The sequence below is a fragment of the Bacillus sp. RC51 genome (genome assembly GCF_044908115.1).
Lineage (GTDB): Bacteria > Bacillota > Bacilli > Bacillales > Bacillaceae_G > Bacillus_A > Bacillus_A mycoides.
On the sequence record NZ_JBIYCW010000006.1, the window covers coordinates 61862 to 82080 of the forward strand.

At 36.6% G+C, this 20219-nt stretch carries 20 protein-coding genes, 2 pseudogenes and 1 other annotated feature; of the genes and pseudogenes, 16 read left to right on the top strand and 6 right to left on the bottom strand.

Features of this window, described 5'->3' with window-relative positions; all coding sequences use genetic code 11:
- The first annotated feature begins 38 nt into the window (after positions 1–38).
- From ABH959_RS14220 to tyrS, 5 genes are all read left to right on the top strand, one after another.
- On the top strand, positions 39–602 hold the full coding sequence (locus ABH959_RS14220; RefSeq protein WP_404492766.1) for a maltose acetyltransferase domain-containing protein: 564 nt from the start codon (positions 39–41) through the stop codon (positions 600–602).
- A 66-nt stretch (positions 603–668) separates the two neighbouring features.
- Positions 669–1124 (top strand): hypothetical protein, encoded by a 456-nt coding sequence (locus ABH959_RS14225; protein ID WP_002129423.1) that lies wholly within the window; start codon positions 669–671, stop codon positions 1122–1124.
- Positions 1105–1650: an RNA polymerase sigma factor gene (locus ABH959_RS14230; protein WP_002129421.1), complete on the top strand. Its 546-nt coding sequence runs from the start codon at positions 1105–1107 to the stop codon at positions 1648–1650. The genes ABH959_RS14225 and ABH959_RS14230 overlap by 20 nt, the downstream gene beginning before the upstream one ends.
- Positions 1631–1876 carry a hypothetical protein gene (locus ABH959_RS14235; RefSeq protein ID WP_016092439.1) on the top strand — a complete coding sequence of 82 codons (246 nt, stop codon included), beginning with the start codon at positions 1631–1633 and terminating at the stop codon, positions 1874–1876. The genes ABH959_RS14230 and ABH959_RS14235 overlap by 20 nt, the downstream gene beginning before the upstream one ends.
- Before the next feature lie 77 nt (positions 1877–1953).
- Positions 1954–2182 (top strand) — a binding site (T-box leader).
- A gap of 69 nt (positions 2183–2251) precedes the next feature.
- Positions 2252–3508 (top strand): tyrosine--tRNA ligase, encoded by a 1257-nt coding sequence (gene tyrS, locus ABH959_RS14240; RefSeq protein WP_002015575.1) that lies wholly within the window; start codon positions 2252–2254, stop codon positions 3506–3508.
- 78 nt (positions 3509–3586) lie between these two features.
- Here tyrS and ABH959_RS14245 read toward each other — a convergent pair whose 3' ends face one another.
- Positions 3587–3889, bottom strand: a complete 303-nt coding sequence (locus tag ABH959_RS14245; RefSeq protein ID WP_404492767.1) for a YjdJ family protein — start codon at positions 3887–3889, stop codon at positions 3587–3589.
- Between the two features lie 150 nt (positions 3890–4039).
- Here ABH959_RS14245 and ABH959_RS14250 point away from each other — a divergent pair, with 150 nt between their 5' ends.
- A complete protein-coding gene (locus ABH959_RS14250) occupies positions 4040–4168 on the top strand; it encodes a hypothetical protein (RefSeq protein WP_002015573.1) in 129 nt (42 codons plus the stop codon).
- 87 nt (positions 4169–4255) lie between these two features.
- On the opposite strand, the gene ABH959_RS14255 is transcribed toward ABH959_RS14250, so the two are convergent.
- The gene (locus tag ABH959_RS14255; protein ID WP_404492768.1) at positions 4256–5404 is read right to left on the bottom strand and encodes a type I restriction endonuclease; all 1149 of its coding nucleotides are present in this window, start codon (positions 5402–5404) and stop codon (positions 4256–4258) included.
- 244 nt (positions 5405–5648) lie between these two features.
- Entirely contained in the window at positions 5649–6251 is a 603-nt protein-coding gene (gene rpsD, locus ABH959_RS14260) for a 30S ribosomal protein S4 (RefSeq protein ID WP_002015568.1), read from the bottom strand.
- Between the two features lie 398 nt (positions 6252–6649).
- Here rpsD and megL point away from each other — a divergent pair, with 398 nt between their 5' ends.
- Positions 6650–7828 (top strand): methionine gamma-lyase, encoded by a 1179-nt coding sequence (gene megL, locus ABH959_RS14265; RefSeq protein WP_215573977.1) that lies wholly within the window; start codon positions 6650–6652, stop codon positions 7826–7828.
- Between the two features lie 199 nt (positions 7829–8027).
- On the opposite strand, the gene ABH959_RS14270 is transcribed toward megL, so the two are convergent.
- Positions 8028–8507 carry a GAF domain-containing protein gene (locus ABH959_RS14270; RefSeq protein WP_002129416.1) on the bottom strand — a complete coding sequence of 160 codons (480 nt, stop codon included), beginning with the start codon at positions 8505–8507 and terminating at the stop codon, positions 8028–8030.
- Between the two features lie 147 nt (positions 8508–8654).
- On the opposite strand from ABH959_RS14270, the gene refZ reads away from it, so the two are divergent.
- A complete protein-coding gene (refZ, locus tag ABH959_RS14275) occupies positions 8655–9293 on the top strand; it encodes a forespore capture DNA-binding protein RefZ (RefSeq protein WP_002088994.1) in 639 nt (212 codons plus the stop codon).
- Positions 9294–9304: 11 nt separating this feature from the next.
- Here refZ and ABH959_RS14280 read toward each other — a convergent pair.
- Positions 9305–9613, bottom strand: a pseudogene (locus tag ABH959_RS14280) (EamA family transporter); the annotation flags it as partial.
- Here ABH959_RS14280 and ABH959_RS14285 point away from each other — a divergent pair.
- The 8 genes and pseudogenes from ABH959_RS14285 to ABH959_RS14320 form a co-directional block, all read left to right on the top strand.
- Positions 9612–10130 (top strand): annotated as a pseudogene (locus ABH959_RS14285) (substrate-binding domain-containing protein); the annotation flags it as partial. The pseudogenes ABH959_RS14280 and ABH959_RS14285 overlap by 2 nt on opposite strands.
- A gap of 248 nt (positions 10131–10378) precedes the next feature.
- Positions 10379–12088, top strand: a complete 1710-nt coding sequence (ezrA, locus tag ABH959_RS14290; RefSeq protein ID WP_002129414.1) for a septation ring formation regulator EzrA — start codon at positions 10379–10381, stop codon at positions 12086–12088.
- A 274-nt stretch (positions 12089–12362) separates the two neighbouring features.
- On the top strand, positions 12363–13505 hold the full coding sequence (locus ABH959_RS14295) for a cysteine desulfurase family protein (RefSeq protein ID WP_113935739.1): 1143 nt from the start codon (positions 12363–12365) through the stop codon (positions 13503–13505).
- 6 nt (positions 13506–13511) lie between these two features.
- The gene (gene thiI, locus ABH959_RS14300) at positions 13512–14726 is read left to right on the top strand and encodes a tRNA uracil 4-sulfurtransferase ThiI (RefSeq protein ID WP_002067574.1); all 1215 of its coding nucleotides are present in this window, start codon (positions 13512–13514) and stop codon (positions 14724–14726) included.
- A 79-nt stretch (positions 14727–14805) separates the two neighbouring features.
- Positions 14806–15000: an alpha/beta-type small acid-soluble spore protein gene (locus ABH959_RS14305; protein ID WP_000168891.1), complete on the top strand. Its 195-nt coding sequence runs from the start codon at positions 14806–14808 to the stop codon at positions 14998–15000.
- Positions 15001–15221: 221 nt separating this feature from the next.
- On the top strand, positions 15222–16808 hold the full coding sequence (gene mbcS, locus ABH959_RS14310) for an acyl-CoA synthetase MbcS (protein WP_002167572.1): 1587 nt from the start codon (positions 15222–15224) through the stop codon (positions 16806–16808).
- Between the two features lie 103 nt (positions 16809–16911).
- Positions 16912–17343: a VOC family protein gene (locus tag ABH959_RS14315; protein ID WP_003191807.1), complete on the top strand. Its 432-nt coding sequence runs from the start codon at positions 16912–16914 to the stop codon at positions 17341–17343.
- An 88-nt stretch (positions 17344–17431) separates the two neighbouring features.
- Positions 17432–19000 carry an amidohydrolase gene (locus tag ABH959_RS14320; protein WP_404492769.1) on the top strand — a complete coding sequence of 523 codons (1569 nt, stop codon included), beginning with the start codon at positions 17432–17434 and terminating at the stop codon, positions 18998–19000.
- Positions 19001–19221: 221 nt separating this feature from the next.
- Here the strand turns inward: ABH959_RS14320 and ABH959_RS14325 are convergent, their stop codons facing one another.
- Complete coding sequence (locus ABH959_RS14325) at positions 19222–20025, bottom strand: NAD kinase (RefSeq protein WP_002015552.1); 804 nt, start codon at positions 20023–20025, stop codon at positions 19222–19224.
- Positions 20026–20219: the final 194 nt, after the last annotated feature.

Sequence of the window (20219 nt, forward strand, 5' to 3'; positions counted from 1 at the left end):
TATAAACTTATATATACGTGTTGGGAGGGGAGAAGGAAATGAAAACAGAAACAGAAAAAGAAAAGATGATACAAGGGGAAATGTACATACCTGCTGATCCCGTTTTAGTACAAGAGAGGGAGCAAGCTCGTATATTAACAAGAAAGTTAAATGAAACACCAGAAGTAAAACTAGAAGAACGTAGTGCAATCGTAAAAGAATTATTCGGAACGACTGGAGATAACATTCATCTTGAATCTTCTTTTAGATGCGATTACGGTTATAACATTCACGTTGGTGAAAACTTTTACGCAAACTTTGACTGTACGATTTTAGACGTATGCCCAGTTACAATCGGAGTGAACTGTATGTTAGCTCCAGGTGTTCACATTTATACAGCAACGCATCCGCTTGATCCGGTAGAGCGCATAAGCGGATCAGAGTACGGAAAACCAGTTACAATTGGCGATAACGTATGGATTGGCGGAAGAGCGATTATTAATCCGGGCGTAATAATTGGAGATAATGCTGTCATCGCATCTGGCGCTGTTGTAACGAAAGATGTGCCAGGTAATGTAGTAGTTGGCGGGAATCCTGCGAGAATCATAAAAAAAATAAAATAATATTTGAACGAAGCGCCTTCCTCGTCTGTATACATTTATGAAAGAATAGATGAGGAGGGCTTTTTTATGTCTAATAAATTGATGCTGACTTTTGCTTTAATTGGAATTATAGTTGTGTTTTCTTGTGGTATGTTATTACCTATACCAATTGGATTTAAAATTTCAATGATTACATTTGGAATTATTATGATTGTTATTTTTTCAATCCTTATTCCGTTTGATAAGAAGTATATTGTGCGAAAAAATGGAAATAAAATTGATTTTACAAAAACAAAAATATATTTTCGTTGGAATGTATTTGATACAATTTCGGTCTGTCTTGCAGTGTATGCATGTATATGTGTGCTAGCGTTAAATATTTTAGTTTCAACCGGCCATACGATTCAAAACCCATATATTCAATTTTTTACGAATCAGTCACAAGCATGGGTCATTGTCGCAAGTGCATATTTAATTTCCCGTATTTCATTAACGTTAAAAGGAATAAAGGAGATCAAAAAAAATGGCGCAGATTGGGATTGAGGAGGAGCTCATGCTTGCGTACCAAAATGGAGATAAGCAAGCTGGAGAAAAACTATATGTTTTAATCAAACCAGCGCTATATACATTTTTGTATCGATTTAATCGTGATGAACAACTGAGTATAGATCTCGTTCAAGATACGTTTTTGACTCTAGAGCGTAAGAAACATATGTATGAAACCCGAAAAGGAAAAATTAAAACGTATTTATTTCAAATCGGTTACCGTCTTATGATTAATAAATTAAATAGAAGAAAAAAGTGGCGTTCGCTCTTACCGTTTTTAGTACCAATGCAAGAGGTAGAGTTTTCCCACGAAGACCGGCTTACGGTAAGAGAAGCAATTTTGAAAGTTCCTGAAGAACAGCGAGCGGTCCTGATTCTTTCTTATTATCATGATATGCAGCAAAAAGAAATTGCAGAGGTACTGGATATTCCTGTTGGAACAGTGAAGTCGAGACTTCATAACGGGATAAAGAAATTAAAACAATTGCTGGAGGTGGATGAAATTGAACGAAAATCCCTTTAAGAATGAATATAAATTAAAGCAGCATTTAGATAGCGATCATGTAGAAATACCGGATTTTCCAAAAACGGTAAGCCGCTTCGAGCGATTACTTGGATTTCTTGCTTCTCCAGCGAAAGATCCTGTGGAAGCGACGATTGGGAATGATTTATCGGTTGTGTTTCATGTGTCGTTATTAGTTGGTGTTCCAGTTATTTCTCTTATTACGATATTCCTTGCGACTTTATGAAGGATTGGTAGGGAAAGAACTCATACCTCTATTTGACACGCCTATATAAATGATGGTATAAAGAAAAGTATATGAATAATTGAGCGTGGAAAGGGAGAAGTAGTGATCATTTCCCTGTTTTAGAGAGCTGATGGTCGGTGGAAATCAGCACATAGATGATCGCGAATTACGCCCCTAGAGCATCTTTTTTCGATTGAATTGTATTCAAAAGGGAAAAGACGGTGCTAAGCCGTTATGTAAATAAGGTGGTAGGCTTTTTTTGCCTGCAACTAGGGTGGTAACGCGATAATCAAAATCGTCCCTTATTTAAGGGGCGATTTTTTTATGTTTTCAACCTTCACGCCAGTAATGAACTTAAAGGAGAGTATGTAGGATATGGGTATTTTACAAGATCTTGAATTTCGCGGTTTAATTAATCAGCAAACAGATGCTGAGGGACTTGAGCAATTATTAGAAAAAGAAAGCGTTAAATTATACTGTGGTTTCGACCCGACAGCGGATAGCTTACACATCGGTCATATGTTACCAGTATTAATGTTACGTCGTTTCCAATTAGCTGGTCACCAACCAATTGCACTTGTTGGCGGTGGTACTGGCATGATCGGTGACCCAAGTGGTAAAAAAGCAGAGCGTACATTAAATACGAAAGATACAGTTGCTTACTACACAGAAAGCATTAAAAACCAACTTTCAAACTTCTTAGAGTTTGAAAACGTGGACAACCCAGCAACAATGGCTAACAACTATGATTGGCTTGGTAACTTAGATGTAATTTCATTCTTACGCGATATCGGTAAAAACTTCGGTTTAAACTATATGTTAGCAAAAGATACAGTAGCATCTCGTTTAGATACTGGTATTTCATTCACTGAGTTTAGTTATATGATTTTACAATCATACGACTTCTTAAACTTATACCAAAACCATAATTGCCGTCTACAAATCGGTGGTAGTGACCAATGGGGTAACATTACAGCTGGTCTTGAATTAATCCGTAAATCAGAAGAAGATGCGAAAGCATTCGGTTTAACAATTCCGCTAGTTACAAAATCTGATGGTACGAAGTTTGGTAAAACAGAAGGCGGCGCAATTTGGTTAGACCCAGAGAAAACAACTCCTTACGAGTTCTACCAATTCTGGATCAATACAGATGACCGCGATGTAGTTAAATACTTAAAATACTTCACATTCTTATCTCATGAAGAAATTCTTGAGCTTGAGAAGCAAGTAACTGAAGCACCAGAAAAACGTGCAGCACAAAAATCATTAGGATCTGAAATGACAAAACTTGTTCATGGCGAAGAAGCGTTAGAGCAAGCAATTAAAATTTCAGCTGCATTATTCAGTGGCTCTGTAGCAGAACTTACTGCAAGCGAAATCGAGCAAGGATTCAAAGACGTACCATCTGTAGAACGTACTGCAGAAGATACAGTATTAATCGACTTACTTGTAGAAAGCAAAATTTCACCATCTAAACGTCAAGCACGTGAGGATGTAACAAACGGTGCAATCTACGTAAACGGTGAGCGTACACAAGCGTTAGACTACGTTGTAACAGAAAACGACCGCATCGAAGGTAAATTCACAATCATTCGCCGCGGTAAGAAGAAATATTTCTTAATTCGTTACTAATCAGAAAAGAATTTAAAACAAATAGTACCCCGAATGGTAGGCTGAAAAGTCTATCGTTCGGGGTTTTTATGTATGCATTTAAATTGCCTCATGATTTCTTTTAAATAGAATATGAAGAATTAATGCGAGCATGTAAAGTAAGCTAATTAGCATAACGACAAATGCCCCGGGATAAAATTTTGCCGCATATATAAAGAAATCGATTTGATAAATATCGTCATAATGTGAAACGTACCCTTTAAAATAATTCGTAAACTTAGCGCTATATTTCCATTCATCAGGATTATCTATTAAATTACTCCCTTGATACCAACTCATAAGTGCTGAAGTAATAAAAAGCATACAGGCACTACCCAATTGAACCATTTGATTTATTGTCAAAATGAAACAACCTCCTATTTAATGGTTATTATAGCGTGCATTCGTATTCCTGTAACCTTTTTGTTGTAATCTCCTTTTCGAGTTCATACGGAAATCACATGTAAGCGGTATGATAAATGTATAACAAATAGAAAGGAGTGGTAAAACAAAATGTCACTAGAAGCGCTCATTATTTTTTCTTTGCTAAACGCTGGTCAGCTTGCAGAGAGCACGAAGGTTGATGTACATAAAGAGCAGAAAGATGCTTATGTATATGTTCAAAAAGAGGAAAATAAATAATTTTATTTTATATATAAACGAAAAAAGCCAATCCAGAGGATTGGCTTTTTGTCAGGGGTTTGGAAAAAGAATGGGAATTTCTCTCTTTTAAACATTAGCTAAAATTTGATCATAGCAAGAAATAATAAGTGGTTCCAAATCTTTTAAATCATTAACATTATCAATGAAAATTCTACTCACTCCCTGTGATTTTGGGGCTTGTTCAACCACGAAATTAGAGCATAGCTGCTTAGTAGCTTCTAAATCTAATCTTACCACTAAGGATTTTGCTTCTCCATCGAGGAAGAGACGTATAAACCATTTTGTGATTACACGATTCATGATGCAAAAATAACTAATGGTATCTTTATATTTAAGGTCGCTGATGTTTCTTTGATTTTCAGTTAATATCTCTTTAACAATGTTAAAGGCAGTCAGTTCATCTTCGGTAGTGAAAACTTTATCTGTTTTGTCTTCTTTGCTAATATCTTCAATTATTTCGGTAGAAGCGGCTGCAACTAGGCTTGTTTCTATTTTCTCCGATGTTTTTGTTTCTTTTGGTGTTAAACCATCACTGATTATTTCTAATAGTGTTCGATTAATTGCTTTTTTAACAATTGGTCGAAATCGTTCTAAAACGTTATTTGTAATTCTAGTTGAGCTAAAGTCTTTAATTAGAAAACGAAGGAAGTCATCTGAAGGGTTTTTAAATAATTCTTTAATTGTAGAGTTTAAATTGGTCATATAAATAAGCTCTTCGGCATATTTTACGATTTCTTCAGCTTCAAAATTTTCTTTTGTAAAAGTTTCAATTGTTTCAATATCTAAATTGGTTAAATTATCCATTCTGAATGTGAAGAAAGGTTTTTCATCCATCACATTGTCATTTGTTAAATCGGTATAAAACTTGTATTCTACACCATTAGTTAGTACCCCTACTTTGACATCAGGTAAGGCATTGAAATACCTAGATAGTTGCGCATCGTGTTTAAGGAGATTTTCTGTTACAGATTTTGCCTCAATTAAAATAATTGGAACTCCATTTTTGAAAACCGCATAATCGACTTTTTCTCCCTTTTTAGTTCCAAAATCTGCAATATACTCAGGTCTAACTTCTAAAGGGCTAAAAACGTCATAACCTAGCTTTTGAAGAAAAGGAATAATTAATGATTGCTTGGTCATTTCTTCATTAGTTATGTACTCTTTTCGTTCTAAAATTTGGTTAGCTATTTTGTTTATGTCATTTCTGAATTCCATATCAACGTCTCCTCGTTATAAAGTTTAAAAAGCCTTAATATTATTGTTATTCTGCGAAATTTCATAATATAACAGGAGTTCTGTATGAAAATAGGAAGGTTATTCTTTTTGTTTGAATTTGATTAAATAAAAAATATTTGTTTTAGAGGGGAGTATAGAGTATTGGGACTTTTGTGTTACGTGGGATATAAAAAATTATGGTGAGAATTGAAAAAAGCCAATCCAGAGGATTGGCTTTTTGTCATTAACGAGAGTAGAACTCTACGATTAATGCTTCGTTGATTTCAGCTGCTAACTCAGAACGCTCAGCGTGACGAGTGTAAGTAGCTTCTAACTTATCAGCATCGAAAGTTAAGTATTCTGGTACGAAGTTGTTAACTTCGATCGCTTCTTTAACAACAACAAGGCTGTTAGATTTTTCGCGAACGCTGATAGTTTGGTTAGGTTTAACGCGGTAAGATGGGATATCTACGCGAGCGCCATCAACCGTGATGTGACCGTGGTTTACTAATTGGCGAGCTGCACGACGAGTGCGAGCTAAGCCCATGCGGTAAACTAAGTTGTCAAGACGAGCTTCAAGAAGGATCATGAAGTTTTCGCCGTGCTTACCAGGCATTTTACCTGCTTGGTCAAATGTGCGACGGAATTGACGTTCAGTCATGCCGTACATGTGACGAAGTTTTTGTTTCTCTTGTAATTGTAAACCGTATTCTGAAAGTTTCTTACGTTGGTTAGGGCCGTGAGGACCTGGTGCGTAAGGGCGTTTTTCTAATTCTTTTCCTGTGCCGCTTAGAGAGATTCCAAGACGACGAGACAGTTTCCATGCTGGACCTGTATAACGAGCCATAGTTGACTCCTCCTTTAAAAATGTTTTTATTTTCGTAAAATAAAAACAGACGTAATCGATATTTACGGGTATTTTGTTTTCATGTACCTTCGCTCCAGCAGCAGGGAGTTACGAGATACACCTCCGCAGAGGAACAAAATACAAACGATAAACTCACATTACAAGGCTGCCTTTTTATTTTACACAAACGCTATTATATCTTTTACTTACAGTTTCGTCAAGAGACTCCCTTTTGGTTTTATGCAGATAAATTTTGGAAATTAACAAGAAGGAATTTAAAACAATATAAAAGAAAAGATAGAAACACAAATAAAACGCTTACATAAAATGTGGTAAAAACGTTCATCAGTTTTTTCCTGGTGGATATGTGGCAATAAAGACATAAGGGGGATGTTTTTATGAAAAAGAAGCATATGGAGACAGCGTTAATTCATCACGGTTATACATCAGAGGAACATAAAGGAAGTTTAACACCACCTTTATTTCAAACTTCTACATTTACGTTTGAGACAGCACAGCAAGGAGAAGCGAGTTTTGCGGGAGAAGATCCATCTTATATTTATTCAAGGCTTGGGAATCCAACTGTGAAATTATTTGAAGAACGTATGGCTGTTTTAGAAGGTGGAGAGGAAGCGCTGGCGTTCGGTTCAGGTATGGCAGCCATTTCAGCAACGTTAATCGGTTTTCTAAAGGCTGGAGATCATATTATTTGTTCAAATGGATTATATGGATGTACTTACGGTTTTTTAGAAGTATTAGAAGAGAAATTTATGATTACTCATTCGTTTTGTGATATGGAGACAGAGACTGATATTGAAAATAAAATTCGTCCAAATACAAAGCTCATTTTCGTTGAAACACCGATTAATCCAACGATGAAATTAATTGATTTAGAAAAGGTGATCGGGGTAGCGAAGCGAAATGACTTGCTTGTTATTGTCGATAATACGTTTTGTTCACCTTATTTACAAAGACCTCTTGAGCTTGGTTGTGACGCCGTCGTTCACAGTGCGACAAAATATATTGGTGGTCACGGGGATGTTGTAGCGGGTGTAACAATTTGTAGAACGAAAACGTTAGCTGACAAAATCCGTCCGATGCGAAAAGATATCGGAGGTATTATGGCACCGTTTGACGCGTGGTTATTGTTACGTGGATTAAAAACATTAGCAGTAAGAATGGATCGTCATTGTGATAATGCGGAAAAAATTGTATCGTTTTTGAAAAATCATGAAGCAGTAGAAGGTGTTTGGTATCCGGAGGGAGAATTAGCATCTCGGCAAATGAAACGAGGTGGGGGCGTTATTTCTTTTTCAATTAAAGGCGTGAAAGAGGAAACACAGTCGTTTATCAATGACCTCCATTTTATTACAATTGCCGTAAGTTTAGGTGATACAGAAACGTTAATTCAGCATCCAGCGACGATGACACATGCAGCTATTCCGGCTGAACTAAGAAAAGAAATGGGTATTTTTGATAATTTAATACGCCTATCTGTCGGCTTAGAATCATGGGAAGATATCGTTTCTGATTTAGAACAGGCACTAAAGAAGATATCTACTGTTAGTAATCAATAAAATGAAACTTTAATCAGTGGGGGTTTTGTCCATCCCCGGCTGATTATTAGCCCTCACCAATCGGGCTTTTACGGGCAGTTATCTCCCACTTAACTTCCTTGTATTCGCCGAATTTACTGCTCGTTAATGCGGGATAAAAAAGAGTGAGCTATCGGTTTCGTACGTTACGTACGTAATCGATAGCTCACTCTTTTCTTTATTAAATATGTTTTAGGAGTGTTTCCACAAACTTTTCTAAATAGTGCTGATCTACTTCATCGAAACGATTTTTTTCAGGACTATCAATATCAAGCACACCAATGATATTTCCTTCTTTTATAATCGGTACAACGATTTCAGAATTAGAGGCACTATCGCAAGCGATATGTCCTGGGAATTGGTGAACATCTGCTACAAGTTGCGTTGTTTTTGTTTCAGCTGCAACGCCGCAAACACCACGTCCGAACGGAATACGCACGCAAGCTGGCATCCCTTGGAATGGTCCAAGAACAAGTTGATTTCCTTCTGTTACATAAAAGCCAACCCAATTAACGCGATCTAAAAATTGATTTAATAGTGCGGACGCATTTGATAAGTTTGCGACTACGTTCGGTTCGCCAGTTAATAATGCATCCAGTTGTTTAATTACTGTCTCATATTGCTCTTCACGAGATCCTGCATAACTTTCTTTTGTAAACATGGAAACAACTCCCTTTTTAGCGAGATATGTAAAACGATAGCAAAATACGATGTATTTCACATGACTTTGTCGATAGAAAATTAAAGGAATTTGTCTTAAAAGTCAAGAAATTTAAACTATAGCTGTTCATTGAGAGGAAGTGAGCGCATGAAACAGACGAAACAAAAAGTAATTGATGCGGCAATATCGTTGTTTAACACGAAAGGTTATGATGGAACGTCGGTGCGAGAAATTGCAAAGCGAGCGGATGTGAATGTAGCGAATATTTCATATTATTTTGCTGGAAAGCAAGGGTTATTAGAACAGCTTATTACTGATTTTTTAGAAGGATATATTCACGTAATTGAAACGTCATTTGAACAGAGAGAATATTTATCGGCTAAAGATGTGATGGTGCAAATGGTGCGCGGGATTTTACGATATCAATTTGATAATAGAGAACTGACACGTTTTTTTTATAGAGAGCTTTCGCTTGATACGACATTAATTCGTGAAGTGATGACCGTCTATTTTTCTAGAGAAAGATATTATATAGAGCAAATCATTAAACAAGGACAAATGAAGCAAGAATTTAAAAAGGTATCTTTTACAATGTTTATGACGCAATTAAAAGGCATGATGAATATGCCGTTTTTATATCCACAATATATATCAGAGGTGCTACACTCATTTCCGTCTGAGACGTTTTTCTTAGAAATGTATACGAAGGAAATTGAGCAATGGATGGAACGAACATTATATAAAGCGAGTATGTATTATGAACTACCAAGAGCTGTTCATATGTGAAAAATCCCCACCTAACGAACTGAGGTGGGGATTTTTATATGTTGTTTTCTTTGCCATAAATTGTTGCATACTAGCGCAATAATTGTTAATGAGGCAACGGCAATTTCTATGTTATCGACAGTATAACTTTGAAACATAGAACCGATAAGTGCAAATACAGGAACTAAATTCATAAATAATATGCCGTTAATAGATGAAATATATCGATTTCCCGTGTTCCAGCAAAATACAGTGATACCCCCCGCAACAATCGACATATAAAGGAGTTCAAAACGAACGCTCATAACGGTATGTAGTGACGGTACAGAAATTATATTTGTACCGAGTTTAGCGGCTCATTACATATCAAAGTGTAAAGACTTATTAGAGGATACATATGAAATAGAATGGAAAATTGAGCATATGAAAGTATTAATAGAGTTATTTAAAGAGTGAAAAGTTGAAGCGATGTTCATCGATTCAGTAGTAGAAGGCGCTACATATATATAAGAAATGCGGGAAGAAAAAATCGTTTGTGCTGTTTCAAATGATCATCCGTATAGAGTGAAAAAGGTAATCCGAATGGAAGAGTTGCAAAATGAACAGCTAATTGTATACCCAGAAATATGTGATGTAAGGAAAATGATTATGAATGTGTTTCAATGTATGGGCGCGAAACCAATAATTGCGATGGTAGGAGCTGGACTTGGTATAACATTGCTTCCGGAAACCGCTTTACAGTAAGCCGTAATGCAAGGTAACGTACGTGCGATTTCTGTAGAACCACCACTAATGCGAAAGATTTATTTCGTCTCTCATATGAAAGAGAGCTCGTTATCCTGCATTAACTGCCCGTAAAAGTCTTACCTTTATTGCATTCATTTGAGGACGGATAATGGAATAAGTGGAATATTAAGAAATATTACAATCACATGTAAAGAAACATGAAATTTTAAAAAAAACTAGGTCAAAAACACGTCATTACATGGTATGATTAGAACATTGTTAGTTGTTAAATATAGGGGAATTCCCTTTTTATACATAATGCCTTCCATTTCATAAACGGAACGGACAAAAAAAGAGATATAACTAGGAGGCTTTTTTGCATGGATTCTATCCTGACGATCGTTATCATTGTAGTAAGCTCTATTCTAGTGCTGCTCATGATAGAGCTTGTGATAAGAAATCGTTCATATAAAGATATTGAAGCACTGGAGCAGTGGAAACAAGAGATAAAAGATAAACCTGTGGCAGATGAACTAAAGCGGGTAAAAGATTTAAATATGACAGGTCAAACGGAAGAGCTGTTTGGTAAATGGCGTGAAGAGTGGGATGAAATTGTATCAACAACTCTTCCGAAAGCTGAAAAAGATTTAGGGCAAGCGCGAAAATTCGCCTCGCAATTCTCCTTCCGCAAAGCAAAGCATGCGATGAAAGAATCCATAAGTGGTTTAGATGACGCTGATAATCGTATTACAGACATTTTAAATGAATTACAGCAACTGTTAGAAAGCCATGAGAAAAATAGCGCGGAAATTGAAGGGTTACGTGATACATATCGTAGTATGAAAAAGAGCGTTCTTGCTCATCGACACATGTATGGAGCAGCTGAGCAAAAAATTGAAGAGATGTTAGATGTTGAATCCGAGAAGTTCAAAACTTTTGAAGAGGCAACAGATAATGGTGATTATTTAAAAGCGAGAGAAATTGTTATTAGTTTAGAAGAAGGTTTAGCAAGTTTAGAAATCGTTATTCATCAAATTCCGGATTTATTGGTAGAGTGTCAAGCGACATTACCAGTTCAGCTGGAAGATTTATTACAAGGCCATGATGATATGATAAGACAAGGCTATGTATTAGAGTATTTGGAAATCCCTAAAGAAGTCCGCGATATGACGACACAACTACACACATGTTTAATGGATATACAGGAACTTCATATAACAGAAGCAGCAGAAAAAGTAGAGAACTTAAAAACTCGTTTAGACAGTTTTTATGATCAACTTGAACAAGAAGTGCATGCGAAACATTATGTGGAGCAAAAAACACTGTCTGTTTATGAAGATTTAGAAGAAATTCGTACAGAAACAATTGAAACGAAAATAGAAACACAACTTGTGAAACAAAGTTATCAATTACAAGACAAAGATATTGAGTCACAAAAAGTAATTGAAAAGCAAATGCATATTTTAATGAAACGTTTTGAAGTGTTACAAATACGCGTTGCTGAACAAGATATTGCATTCTCTATTATTCGTGAGGAACTAGAAGAGGTTTATGAGCAATGTGAAACTTTAAAAGTACTTCATGCAGAATATAAAGAAATGCTGCAAACGATGCGCAAAGAAGAATTTGAAGCACGTGAGAAGTTACAAGAAATGCGAAATACAATTTTTGAGACGAAACGTTTTATGCAAAAGTCGAATTTACCAGGTCTTCCAGAGAGTATTATGGAAGATTTACAAAAAGGGCAAATGGCGATGCAAGCTGTATATGAGCAATTAGAAGTAAAGCCGTTAAATATGAATACTGTAAATAGCAGTTTAGAAGAAGCATACACAGTTGTGAATGGTGTATCTGAAATGACAGAAGAATTAATTGGACAAGCTTATTTAGTGGAAAAACTAATTCAATACGGTAACCGATACCGCAGTCATGATGAGAATCTTGCAGAAAGCTTAAATTATGCGGAGAAATTATTCCGTGAATATCAATACGATGCAGCTTTAGAACAAGCGGCTTCTATATTAGAGCAACTTGAACCTGGTGTTGTTCAAAAAATAGCTGAATATGTAGACAATGAGCAAACCCTTTAATAAAGGGTTTGTTTTTTTGTGTAATTTTGAAGTCGATGTTGCTATAATGAATAGCGGAATACAGTAAGGTTGTTCGTTTCAAAATAAAGTGAAACCATAAGTGATGGGGTTTCATCCACCACTGATTATTAATCTTCACCACTCAGTATGCCTGCAAATGGCCGGGGAAAATGTACACTTTTATATAAAAACGGAACCTTTGAGTAGTCTTAGCGTAATTACACGTATTTGTGATATGATTATATGATGTGATAGCGCTGAAAGGGGAAGAACGATGATCTATTTTGATAATAGTGCGACGACGAAGCCATATCCAGAAGCGCTTCAATCGTACGTAACGGTTGCAGGGAAATATTTTGGTAATCCTTCTTCTATTCATTCGCTTGGAGGAGAGGCAGAGCGTCTATTAACACAATCGAGAACGATTGCGGCACAGCTCCTTCACGTTAAACCTGCTGAAATTATTTTCACATCAGGTGGAACGGAAGGGAATAACCTTGCGATTAAAGGGATAGCGATGAGGAATCGTTCGCGCGGCAAACATATCATTACAACAAATATTGAACACGCGTCTGTGTTTGAAGCATATAAACAATTAGAAGATCTCGGTTTTGATGTAACGTATTTACCGGTTAACGAGCACGGTGTTGTATCGGTAGAAGATGTAAAACGAGCACTTCGTGAAGATACGATTCTTGTGTCAATTATTCACGTGAACAACGAGACTGGAGCGATTCAGCCCGTTACTGAAATTGGAGCATTATTAACGAACTATCCGAAAATAAGATTCCACGTGGACCATGTACAAGGGATAGGAAAAGTACCACTTGATTTATACGCTTCTCATATTGACCTTTGTTCAATATCTGGACATAAATTTCATAGCGTAAAGGGGACAGGTCTTCTTTACGTACGTGATGGTGTAAGATTAGATCCAATCTTATCAGGTGGTCAACAAGAGCTCAAGTATCGTTCAGGTACAGAAAATTTACCTGGTATTGTAGCGATGGTGAAAGCACTTCGTATGACGATGGAACAAGTGAAAGAAAAGATAGTTCATTTGCAAAATTTACAAACAGAGCTGGTCCGTTTCTTTAAAGAGATGGAAACTGTAACGATTAATACATCACTTGAATATGCGGCACCGCACATTTTAAATGTATCATTTGTCGGTTTAAAACCAGAAGTAGTCGTTCATGCTTTAGAAGAGCATGGTGTATATGTATCGACGAAGTCTGCTTGTTCTTCAAAAGCAAATGAAGTGAGCAGAGTACTAGTGGCAATGGGAGTACCGCACGCCGCAGCTACAAGTGCGATTCGCATTAGTCTAGCACCAGACAACACGATGGAAGAAGTAAAACAATTTGAAGGTATTGTTAAAGAGACGATGCCAAAATTATATGAAGTGATGAGGTAAAGAAATATGATGACATATGAATATATTTTAGTTCGTTATGGAGAAATGACGACAAAAGGAAAGAACCGTTCTAAGTTTGTAAGTACGTTAAAAGATAATGTGAAATTCAAATTAAAAAAATTCCCAAACATTAAAATTGATGCAACACATGATCGTATGTACATTCAGTTAAATGGTGAAGACCATGAAGCAATTTCTGAAAGATTGAAAGATGTATTTGGTATTCATAAGTTTAACTTAGCAATGAAAGTACCATCAGAATTAGAAGATATTAAAAAAGGTGCATTAGCAGCTTTCTTACAAGTAAAAGGTGATGTGAAAACATTTAAAATTACAGTGCACCGCTCTGATAAGCGCTTCCCAATGAAGACGATGGAGTTACTTCCAGAAATCGGTGGGCACATTTTAGAAAATACAGAGGATATCACAGTAGATGTTCATAATCCAGATGTGAATGTACGTATAGAAATTCGCAGTGGTTACAGCTATATTATGTGTGGTGAGCACATGGGAGCTGGCGGTTTACCAGTTGGTGTTGGCGGAAAAGTAATGGTACTTCTTTCTGGTGGTATCGATAGCCCGGTAGCAACTTACTTAACGATGAAACGCGGCGTATCTGTGGAAGCAGTTCACTTCCATAGTCCACCTTTCACAAGCGAGCGCGCGAAACAAAAAGTAATCGATTTAGCACAAGAGTTAACGAAATACTGTAAACGTGTAACACTTCACCTTGTTCCATTTACTGAAGTGCAAAAAACGATTAATAAAGAAATTCCATCTAGCTATTCTATGACAGTTATGCGTCGTATGATGATGCGTATTACAGAGCGTATTGCAGAGGAGCGTAATGCACTTGCAATTACGACTGGTGAAAGTCTTGGACAAGTAGCGAGCCAAACGTTAGATAGTATGCATACGATTAACGAAGTGACAAACTATCCTGTTATTCGCCCGCTTATTACGATGGATAAATTAGAAATTATTAAAATTGCAAAAGAAATTGGAACGTATGATATTTCAATTCGTCCATATGAAGACTGCTGTACAGTATTTACACCAGCAAGTCCATCGACGAAACCGAAGCGTGAGAAAGCAAATCGTTTTGAAGCGAAGTACGATTTTGCGCCGTTAATTGAAGAGGCTGTAGCGAACAAAGAAACAATGGTATTACAAACAGTAGAAGTAGTGGCTGAAGAAGAAAAATTCGAAGAACTTTTCTAAACCCATAAATTACCACATTCAAATGTGCATGAAGTCATGTTGTTTATCACACTCTATACTCACAAGGAGGTGATACAACATGGCAAGCACAAATAAATTAGCAGTATCTGGTGCTCAAGCAGCATTAGATCAAATGAAATACGAAATCGCTCAAGAGTTTGGTGTTCAACTTGGAGCTGATGCAACATCTCGCGCTAACGGATCTGTTGGTGGCGAAATTACTAAACGTCTAGTTTCACTAGCTGAGCAACAATTAGGCGGTTACCAAAAATAATCCCATATACGATGGCTTAGAAAGAGCGGGTTCTCCCGCTCTTTCTTTTTGTCGTTTTCGTCGTTATTTGCCGATGAATCGTTATGTTAAAAACAACGTCGCTATACATTCATACATCATTTCGACATAAATATAAAAAAATTGTCAAAAGAAGAGGGTTCAAAATTTACTGAAAATTCTTTATTATATAAGGGAGGCATAGAAATAAAGGAGGATGTTATATGAAGAGAGAGGAATTGTTAGCGCCGCCGTCTTATAATTTAGTTTCGGAAATAGAGAAATATACGAGTGATAAAGAGAAGCTTGCTTTAATTTGGCAAGATGATAAAGGGAATAGACGAGAGATTACATATTTTGAATTAATGCAAGGTGCGAATAAAATTGGAAACGCTTTTATAAAAAGTGGCTTACAAAAAGGGGACAAGCTCCTTATTATGATGCCGCGCTTAATTGAAGCTTACATGACGTATATTGCTGCAATTAAAGCAGGATTTGTCGTTATTCCAAGCTCAGAAATGTTGCGTAAAAAAGATATTGAGTACCGTATTGGGCACGGAGAAGTGAAAGCAATTGTAAGTTACGAACCGTATATTGGACAATTCGACGGCGTAGAAGCGGTGGAATCTCTTCAAAAATTCGTTTTGAGCGAGCGTTCAGTAGATGGATGGACGAATTTAAAAACAGCATTAGAAACGGAAAGTGATACGTTAGAAATGGCGAAGACGGATAAAGAAGATATGGTCTTTTTATCTTATACGTCAGGGACGACAGGAAATCCAAAAGGAGTTGTTCATACGCATGCATGGGCATACGCTCATTTACGTACAAGCGCCCCGAACTGGCTCGGAATCGAAGAAGAAGATGTTGTATGGGCAACGGCTAGTCCAGGTTGGCAAAAATGGATTTGGAGCCCGTTTGTAGCGACTCTCGGTTCAGGTGCAACAGGATTTGTATACAATGGTAAGTTTGAACCAAAAACGTATTTAAATTTATTAGGCGATAATAAGGTGAATGTGCTTTGTTGTACGCCGACTGAGTATAGATTAATGGCAAAGGTAGAAAATTTAAGTGAGTACAATTTAGAAGCGTTACATAGCGCTGTATCAGCTGGTGAGCCGTTAAACAGGGAAGTTATTGAAACGTTCCAAAGGCATTTTGATATTACGGTAAGAGACGGTTATGGGCAAACGGAAAACACATTACTCGTTGGGATAATGAAAGGGATGGACATTAGACCAGGATCAATGGGAAAACCGACGCCAGGAAACCATGTTGATATCGTAAATGAAGAAGGAACTCCTGTACAGGTAGGAGAAGTTGGTGATATTGCAGTTCACATTGAAACACCAGCACTCTTTAAACAATATTATAAAGACGATGAGCGCACAGCGATGCAATTCCGCGGTGATTATTATATTACCGGTGATAAAGCGAAAAAAGATGAAGAAGGCTATTTTTGGTTTGAAGGTCGCGGTGATGATATTATTATTAGCTCTGGTTATACAATTGGACCGTTTGAAGTCGAAGATGCACTTGTAAAACATCCATATGTAAGAGAATGTGCGGTTGTCGCAAGCCCTGATGAAATTCGCGGAAGTGTCGTGAAGGCATTTATCGTATTAAGAGAGAATATAGACAAGAACGAAGAAACATTAATTCCAGTGCTCCAACAACACGTCAAAGAATTGACTGCACCATATAAATACCCTCGCAAAATTGAATTTGTAGATGAACTACCAAAAACGATTTCCGGAAAAATTCGCCGTATTGAACTTAGAAAACAAGAGATGGAGCTGCCTTCAAAATAATTTTGAAAATAGTGAAGTAAATAGTTGAATGAAATGTTAAATGTATGATATTATAAAAACGAACATAAGTTCGATTTTATAAATTAAAAAAAGAGGTGTCCGTATGATTTTAGGTATTAATCCGTACTTAGTTTTAGATGGTGGTGGGCAAGAGGCTGTACAGCTTTATAAAGAGGCGTTAGACGCAAAAGTAGAAGTAATGCAAACTTTTGGTGAGATGCCTGAAAATCCAGAATACCCAATTCCAGCTGAAGCGAAAGAGCGCGTTGCACATGCTCATTTGAAAATTGGTAATACGGAACTTATGATTTCTGATACATTCCCAGGTCAGGGGCATACGATTGGATCTCAAGTGACAATTGCAGTTCGAATTAGTAATGCAGAAAAAGCGAAAGAAGTATTCGATAAGTTACAAGAAGGTGGAGAAGTTATTATGCCACTTCAAGAAACTTTCTGGAGCCCAGCTTACGGACAAGTAAAAGATAAATTTAGCATTGAATGGCAAATTACAACGAATCCTACTGAACAAAATTAATTTTTGGAAAAGTACCATTTTTAATCGAAATGGTGCTTTTTTTATACGAATGAATTTCGTAGACTAAAGGGAAAAGGGGGATGAGTATATGGGAGAAATTTGGTATGGCGGCACCATTTACACTATGCGAGAAGAGAATGAAAAAGTAGAAGCTACTTACGTTGAAAATGGCGTCATTGTTGATATAGGGAATAAAGAAGAGTTAGAAAACCGATATTCAGAAGTGAAGTTATATGACTTAAAAGGGAAAACGATGATTCCAGGGCTGGTTGATAGCCATATGCATCTTATTGGGCATGGGGAGAGGTTACTTCGTCTAGATCTATCAAATTGCAAATTTTATAGCGAAGTACTTACTCTTGTTCAGAAGCGCGTAGAAGAAGCGCCAAAAGGATCTTGGATTATCGGAGAAGGATGGAATGAAAATAATTTTACAGATACAAAACAAGTTCATGTACGTGATTTAGATGAAATCTCTAAAGAACATCCGATTTTATTAAAGCGTGTTTGTCGTCACGTGACATGGGTGAATTCATACATATTGCAAGAAGCGAACATAAGAGAAGCGACGCAAGATCCAAAGGGCGGGAAAATTGGCCGTGATGCGTCAAATAATTTAACAGGACTTTTATATGAGCAAGGACAAGAGTTAATTAAACATGTTCAGCCCGAAATAGATGGAGTGTATTTGCAAAGTGCGCTGCAAACGGCGATTTCAGACTGCTGGCAATACGGACTCGTTGGCGGACATACGGAAGACTTAAATTATTATGGCGGCTTTCAAAAAACGTACAATGCGTTTTCACACGTTATAAAAGAAATGCGGTTTAAAGCGCATTTACTCGTTCACCATGAAGTAGCGAATGAACGAAAAGAATATGAAAATGAGCACTATATTGAATTTGGTGCGATGAAAATTTTTTCTGACGGCTCTTTTGGCGGAAGAACAGCTTTATTAAGTGAACCGTATGAAGATGCGAAGGAAACAAATGGAGTTGCCATTTTCTCACGTGAAGAGCTTGCAGGTTTAGTGAAAAAAGCACGAGATTTACATATGCCAGTTGCGATTCATACAATTGGTGATTTATCGCTTGAATATGTCATTGATGCGCTTGAATTACATCCACCAGCAGAAGGATTACGTGACCGTATTATTCATTGTCAGCTAGCTCGTGAAGAGTTGATTGAAAGAATGAAACAATTGCCAGCTATTATTGATATTCAACCAGTCTTTGTTTCATCGGATTTTCCATCAGTGATTGAAAAACTAGGAGACCATCGTCTTCGTTATGCGTATGCTTGGAAGACGTTACTGGATGCAGGATTACACTGTAATGGAGGCTCTGATGCTCCAATTGAACAAGTGAATCCGTTTTTAGGTATATATAGTGCTGTTACACGTAGAAGTTTTATTGATGGTGTATGTTATATCCCAGAAGAAAGATTAACGGTATATGAGGCTGTTTCTTTATTTACAACAGGAAGTGCGTATGCAATTGGAAAAGAAGGAAAGCGAGGACAAATTACAAAAGGATATGAAGCAGACTTTACGATATTAGACCGCAATATTTTTGAAATTGAGGCGGAAGAAATAAAAGAAGTACAGGCAGAAATGACCGTCATTGATGGGAAGATTGTTTATAGAAAAGACGTCTAAAAATTTGAGGGAGCGGCTCCGAAAATACATTTTGGTGCTGCTTCCTCTTTTTAGATAGGTTGATGATGTCGGTAAATTGATATTTTGGGTAAAATCGTTGATATAATTTCATATACTGTTGTCCTGTTCCAAAATGTTTTGTGAAACAGCGTCAAGTTGCATTTGATAAATAAAAAACCCTCGAATTATGGAAATTCCATAATTCGAGGGTTTTTTGATTACTATAAAAACGTTCTCTGTACTTTTTCCCAGAAAGAGTTGTTTTTTAATTTAACAGTTTTAATTTGTTTATCGCTTAAACGAACAACGGCTTTTTCCACTTGTTTAATGCTAAGTGCTTCGTTATCCATTCCGATAACAGGATAATCATTTCCATCTGGTTTAAGTGTTAAAGTTAACGTACGCTCGTGATTTAAAAGGAACGGTGACCCGAGTGTACGGTATGTGTTGTTATTTAAAGATGCTAGTTCGCTTACTTGGAAACATGGGATAAGTGGATCGACAACTGCACCATGTAATGATTTATTGTAAGCGGTACTTCCTGTTGGTGTGGAGATAACTAATCCATCACCTCTAAAGGTTTCGAAATGTAAATTGTCGACGTGTACATCTACGACAAATGTTTTAATGATACTAGAGCGTAATGTGAATTCATTTAAACAATGGAAAGATGTACCGTGATCTACATCTACTTTAATTGTTGGATATTTTCGCACTTCAATTTCGTTTTTTGTAATTTCTTGAAGGGCTGTATCAACGTGATCGATGTGGAAATCGCAGTAGAAAGAAATTTCATCTTTCGTAGAAATACCTGCGTATAAGCAATCTTCTCTAAAGCCGGTTTTACGAACGGCTTGTAAGAAAGTCCCATCATCTCCAACGCTGACGATAGCGTTTGCATTTTTTGGATGATCTAATATGGTAAATCCATTCTCCTCTAAAATACGATATACTGGTTTCATTTTTTCAACGAGCGTTACTTTGTCATCACCATAAAAGAAAAATAAATTGCGACGATTTGCCATTATGTATCCCTCCACTGCAGTTAAATTTTCTAGTCTTAGTGCTACATATCGTCAGAGTATGTTTCTGGATGATATGTTCAAATAGTATATTTCGATATAAATTGTCAAAATTCCTTTTTATTTTTAGAAAAATTTTTATATTCAATTTTATCAAAGTCTGTTTAATGATGAATAAACTTGTCGATAATGGGTAT

Coding starts and splice junctions, on each gene's coding strand:
- ABH959_RS14220 (WP_404492766.1), top strand. CDS start 39: ATGAAAACAGAAACAGAAAAAGAAAAGATGATACAAGGGGAAATGTAC.
- ABH959_RS14225 (WP_002129423.1), top strand. CDS start 669: ATGTCTAATAAATTGATGCTGACTTTTGCTTTAATTGGAATTATAGTT.
- ABH959_RS14230 (WP_002129421.1), top strand. CDS start 1,105: ATGGCGCAGATTGGGATTGAGGAGGAGCTCATGCTTGCGTACCAAAAT.
- tyrS (WP_002015575.1), top strand. CDS start 2,252: ATGGGTATTTTACAAGATCTTGAATTTCGCGGTTTAATTAATCAGCAA.
- ABH959_RS14250 (WP_002015573.1), top strand. CDS start 4,040: ATGTCACTAGAAGCGCTCATTATTTTTTCTTTGCTAAACGCTGGTCAG.
- ABH959_RS14255 (WP_404492768.1), bottom strand. CDS start 5,404: ATGGAATTCAGAAATGACATAAACAAAATAGCTAACCAAATTTTAGAA.
- rpsD (WP_002015568.1), bottom strand. CDS start 6,251: ATGGCTCGTTATACAGGTCCAGCATGGAAACTGTCTCGTCGTCTTGGA.
- megL (WP_215573977.1), top strand. CDS start 6,650: ATGAAAAAGAAGCATATGGAGACAGCGTTAATTCATCACGGTTATACA.
- ABH959_RS14270 (WP_002129416.1), bottom strand. CDS start 8,507: ATGTTTACAAAAGAAAGTTATGCAGGATCTCGTGAAGAGCAATATGAG.
- refZ (WP_002088994.1), top strand. CDS start 8,655: ATGAAACAGACGAAACAAAAAGTAATTGATGCGGCAATATCGTTGTTT.
- ezrA (WP_002129414.1), top strand. CDS start 10,379: ATGGATTCTATCCTGACGATCGTTATCATTGTAGTAAGCTCTATTCTA.
- ABH959_RS14295 (WP_113935739.1), top strand. CDS start 12,363: ATGATCTATTTTGATAATAGTGCGACGACGAAGCCATATCCAGAAGCG.
- thiI (WP_002067574.1), top strand. CDS start 13,512: ATGATGACATATGAATATATTTTAGTTCGTTATGGAGAAATGACGACA.
- ABH959_RS14305 (WP_000168891.1), top strand. CDS start 14,806: ATGGCAAGCACAAATAAATTAGCAGTATCTGGTGCTCAAGCAGCATTA.
- mbcS (WP_002167572.1), top strand. CDS start 15,222: ATGAAGAGAGAGGAATTGTTAGCGCCGCCGTCTTATAATTTAGTTTCG.
- ABH959_RS14315 (WP_003191807.1), top strand. CDS start 16,912: ATGATTTTAGGTATTAATCCGTACTTAGTTTTAGATGGTGGTGGGCAA.
- ABH959_RS14320 (WP_404492769.1), top strand. CDS start 17,432: ATGGGAGAAATTTGGTATGGCGGCACCATTTACACTATGCGAGAAGAG.
- ABH959_RS14325 (WP_002015552.1), bottom strand. CDS start 20,025: ATGGCAAATCGTCGCAATTTATTTTTCTTTTATGGTGATGACAAAGTA.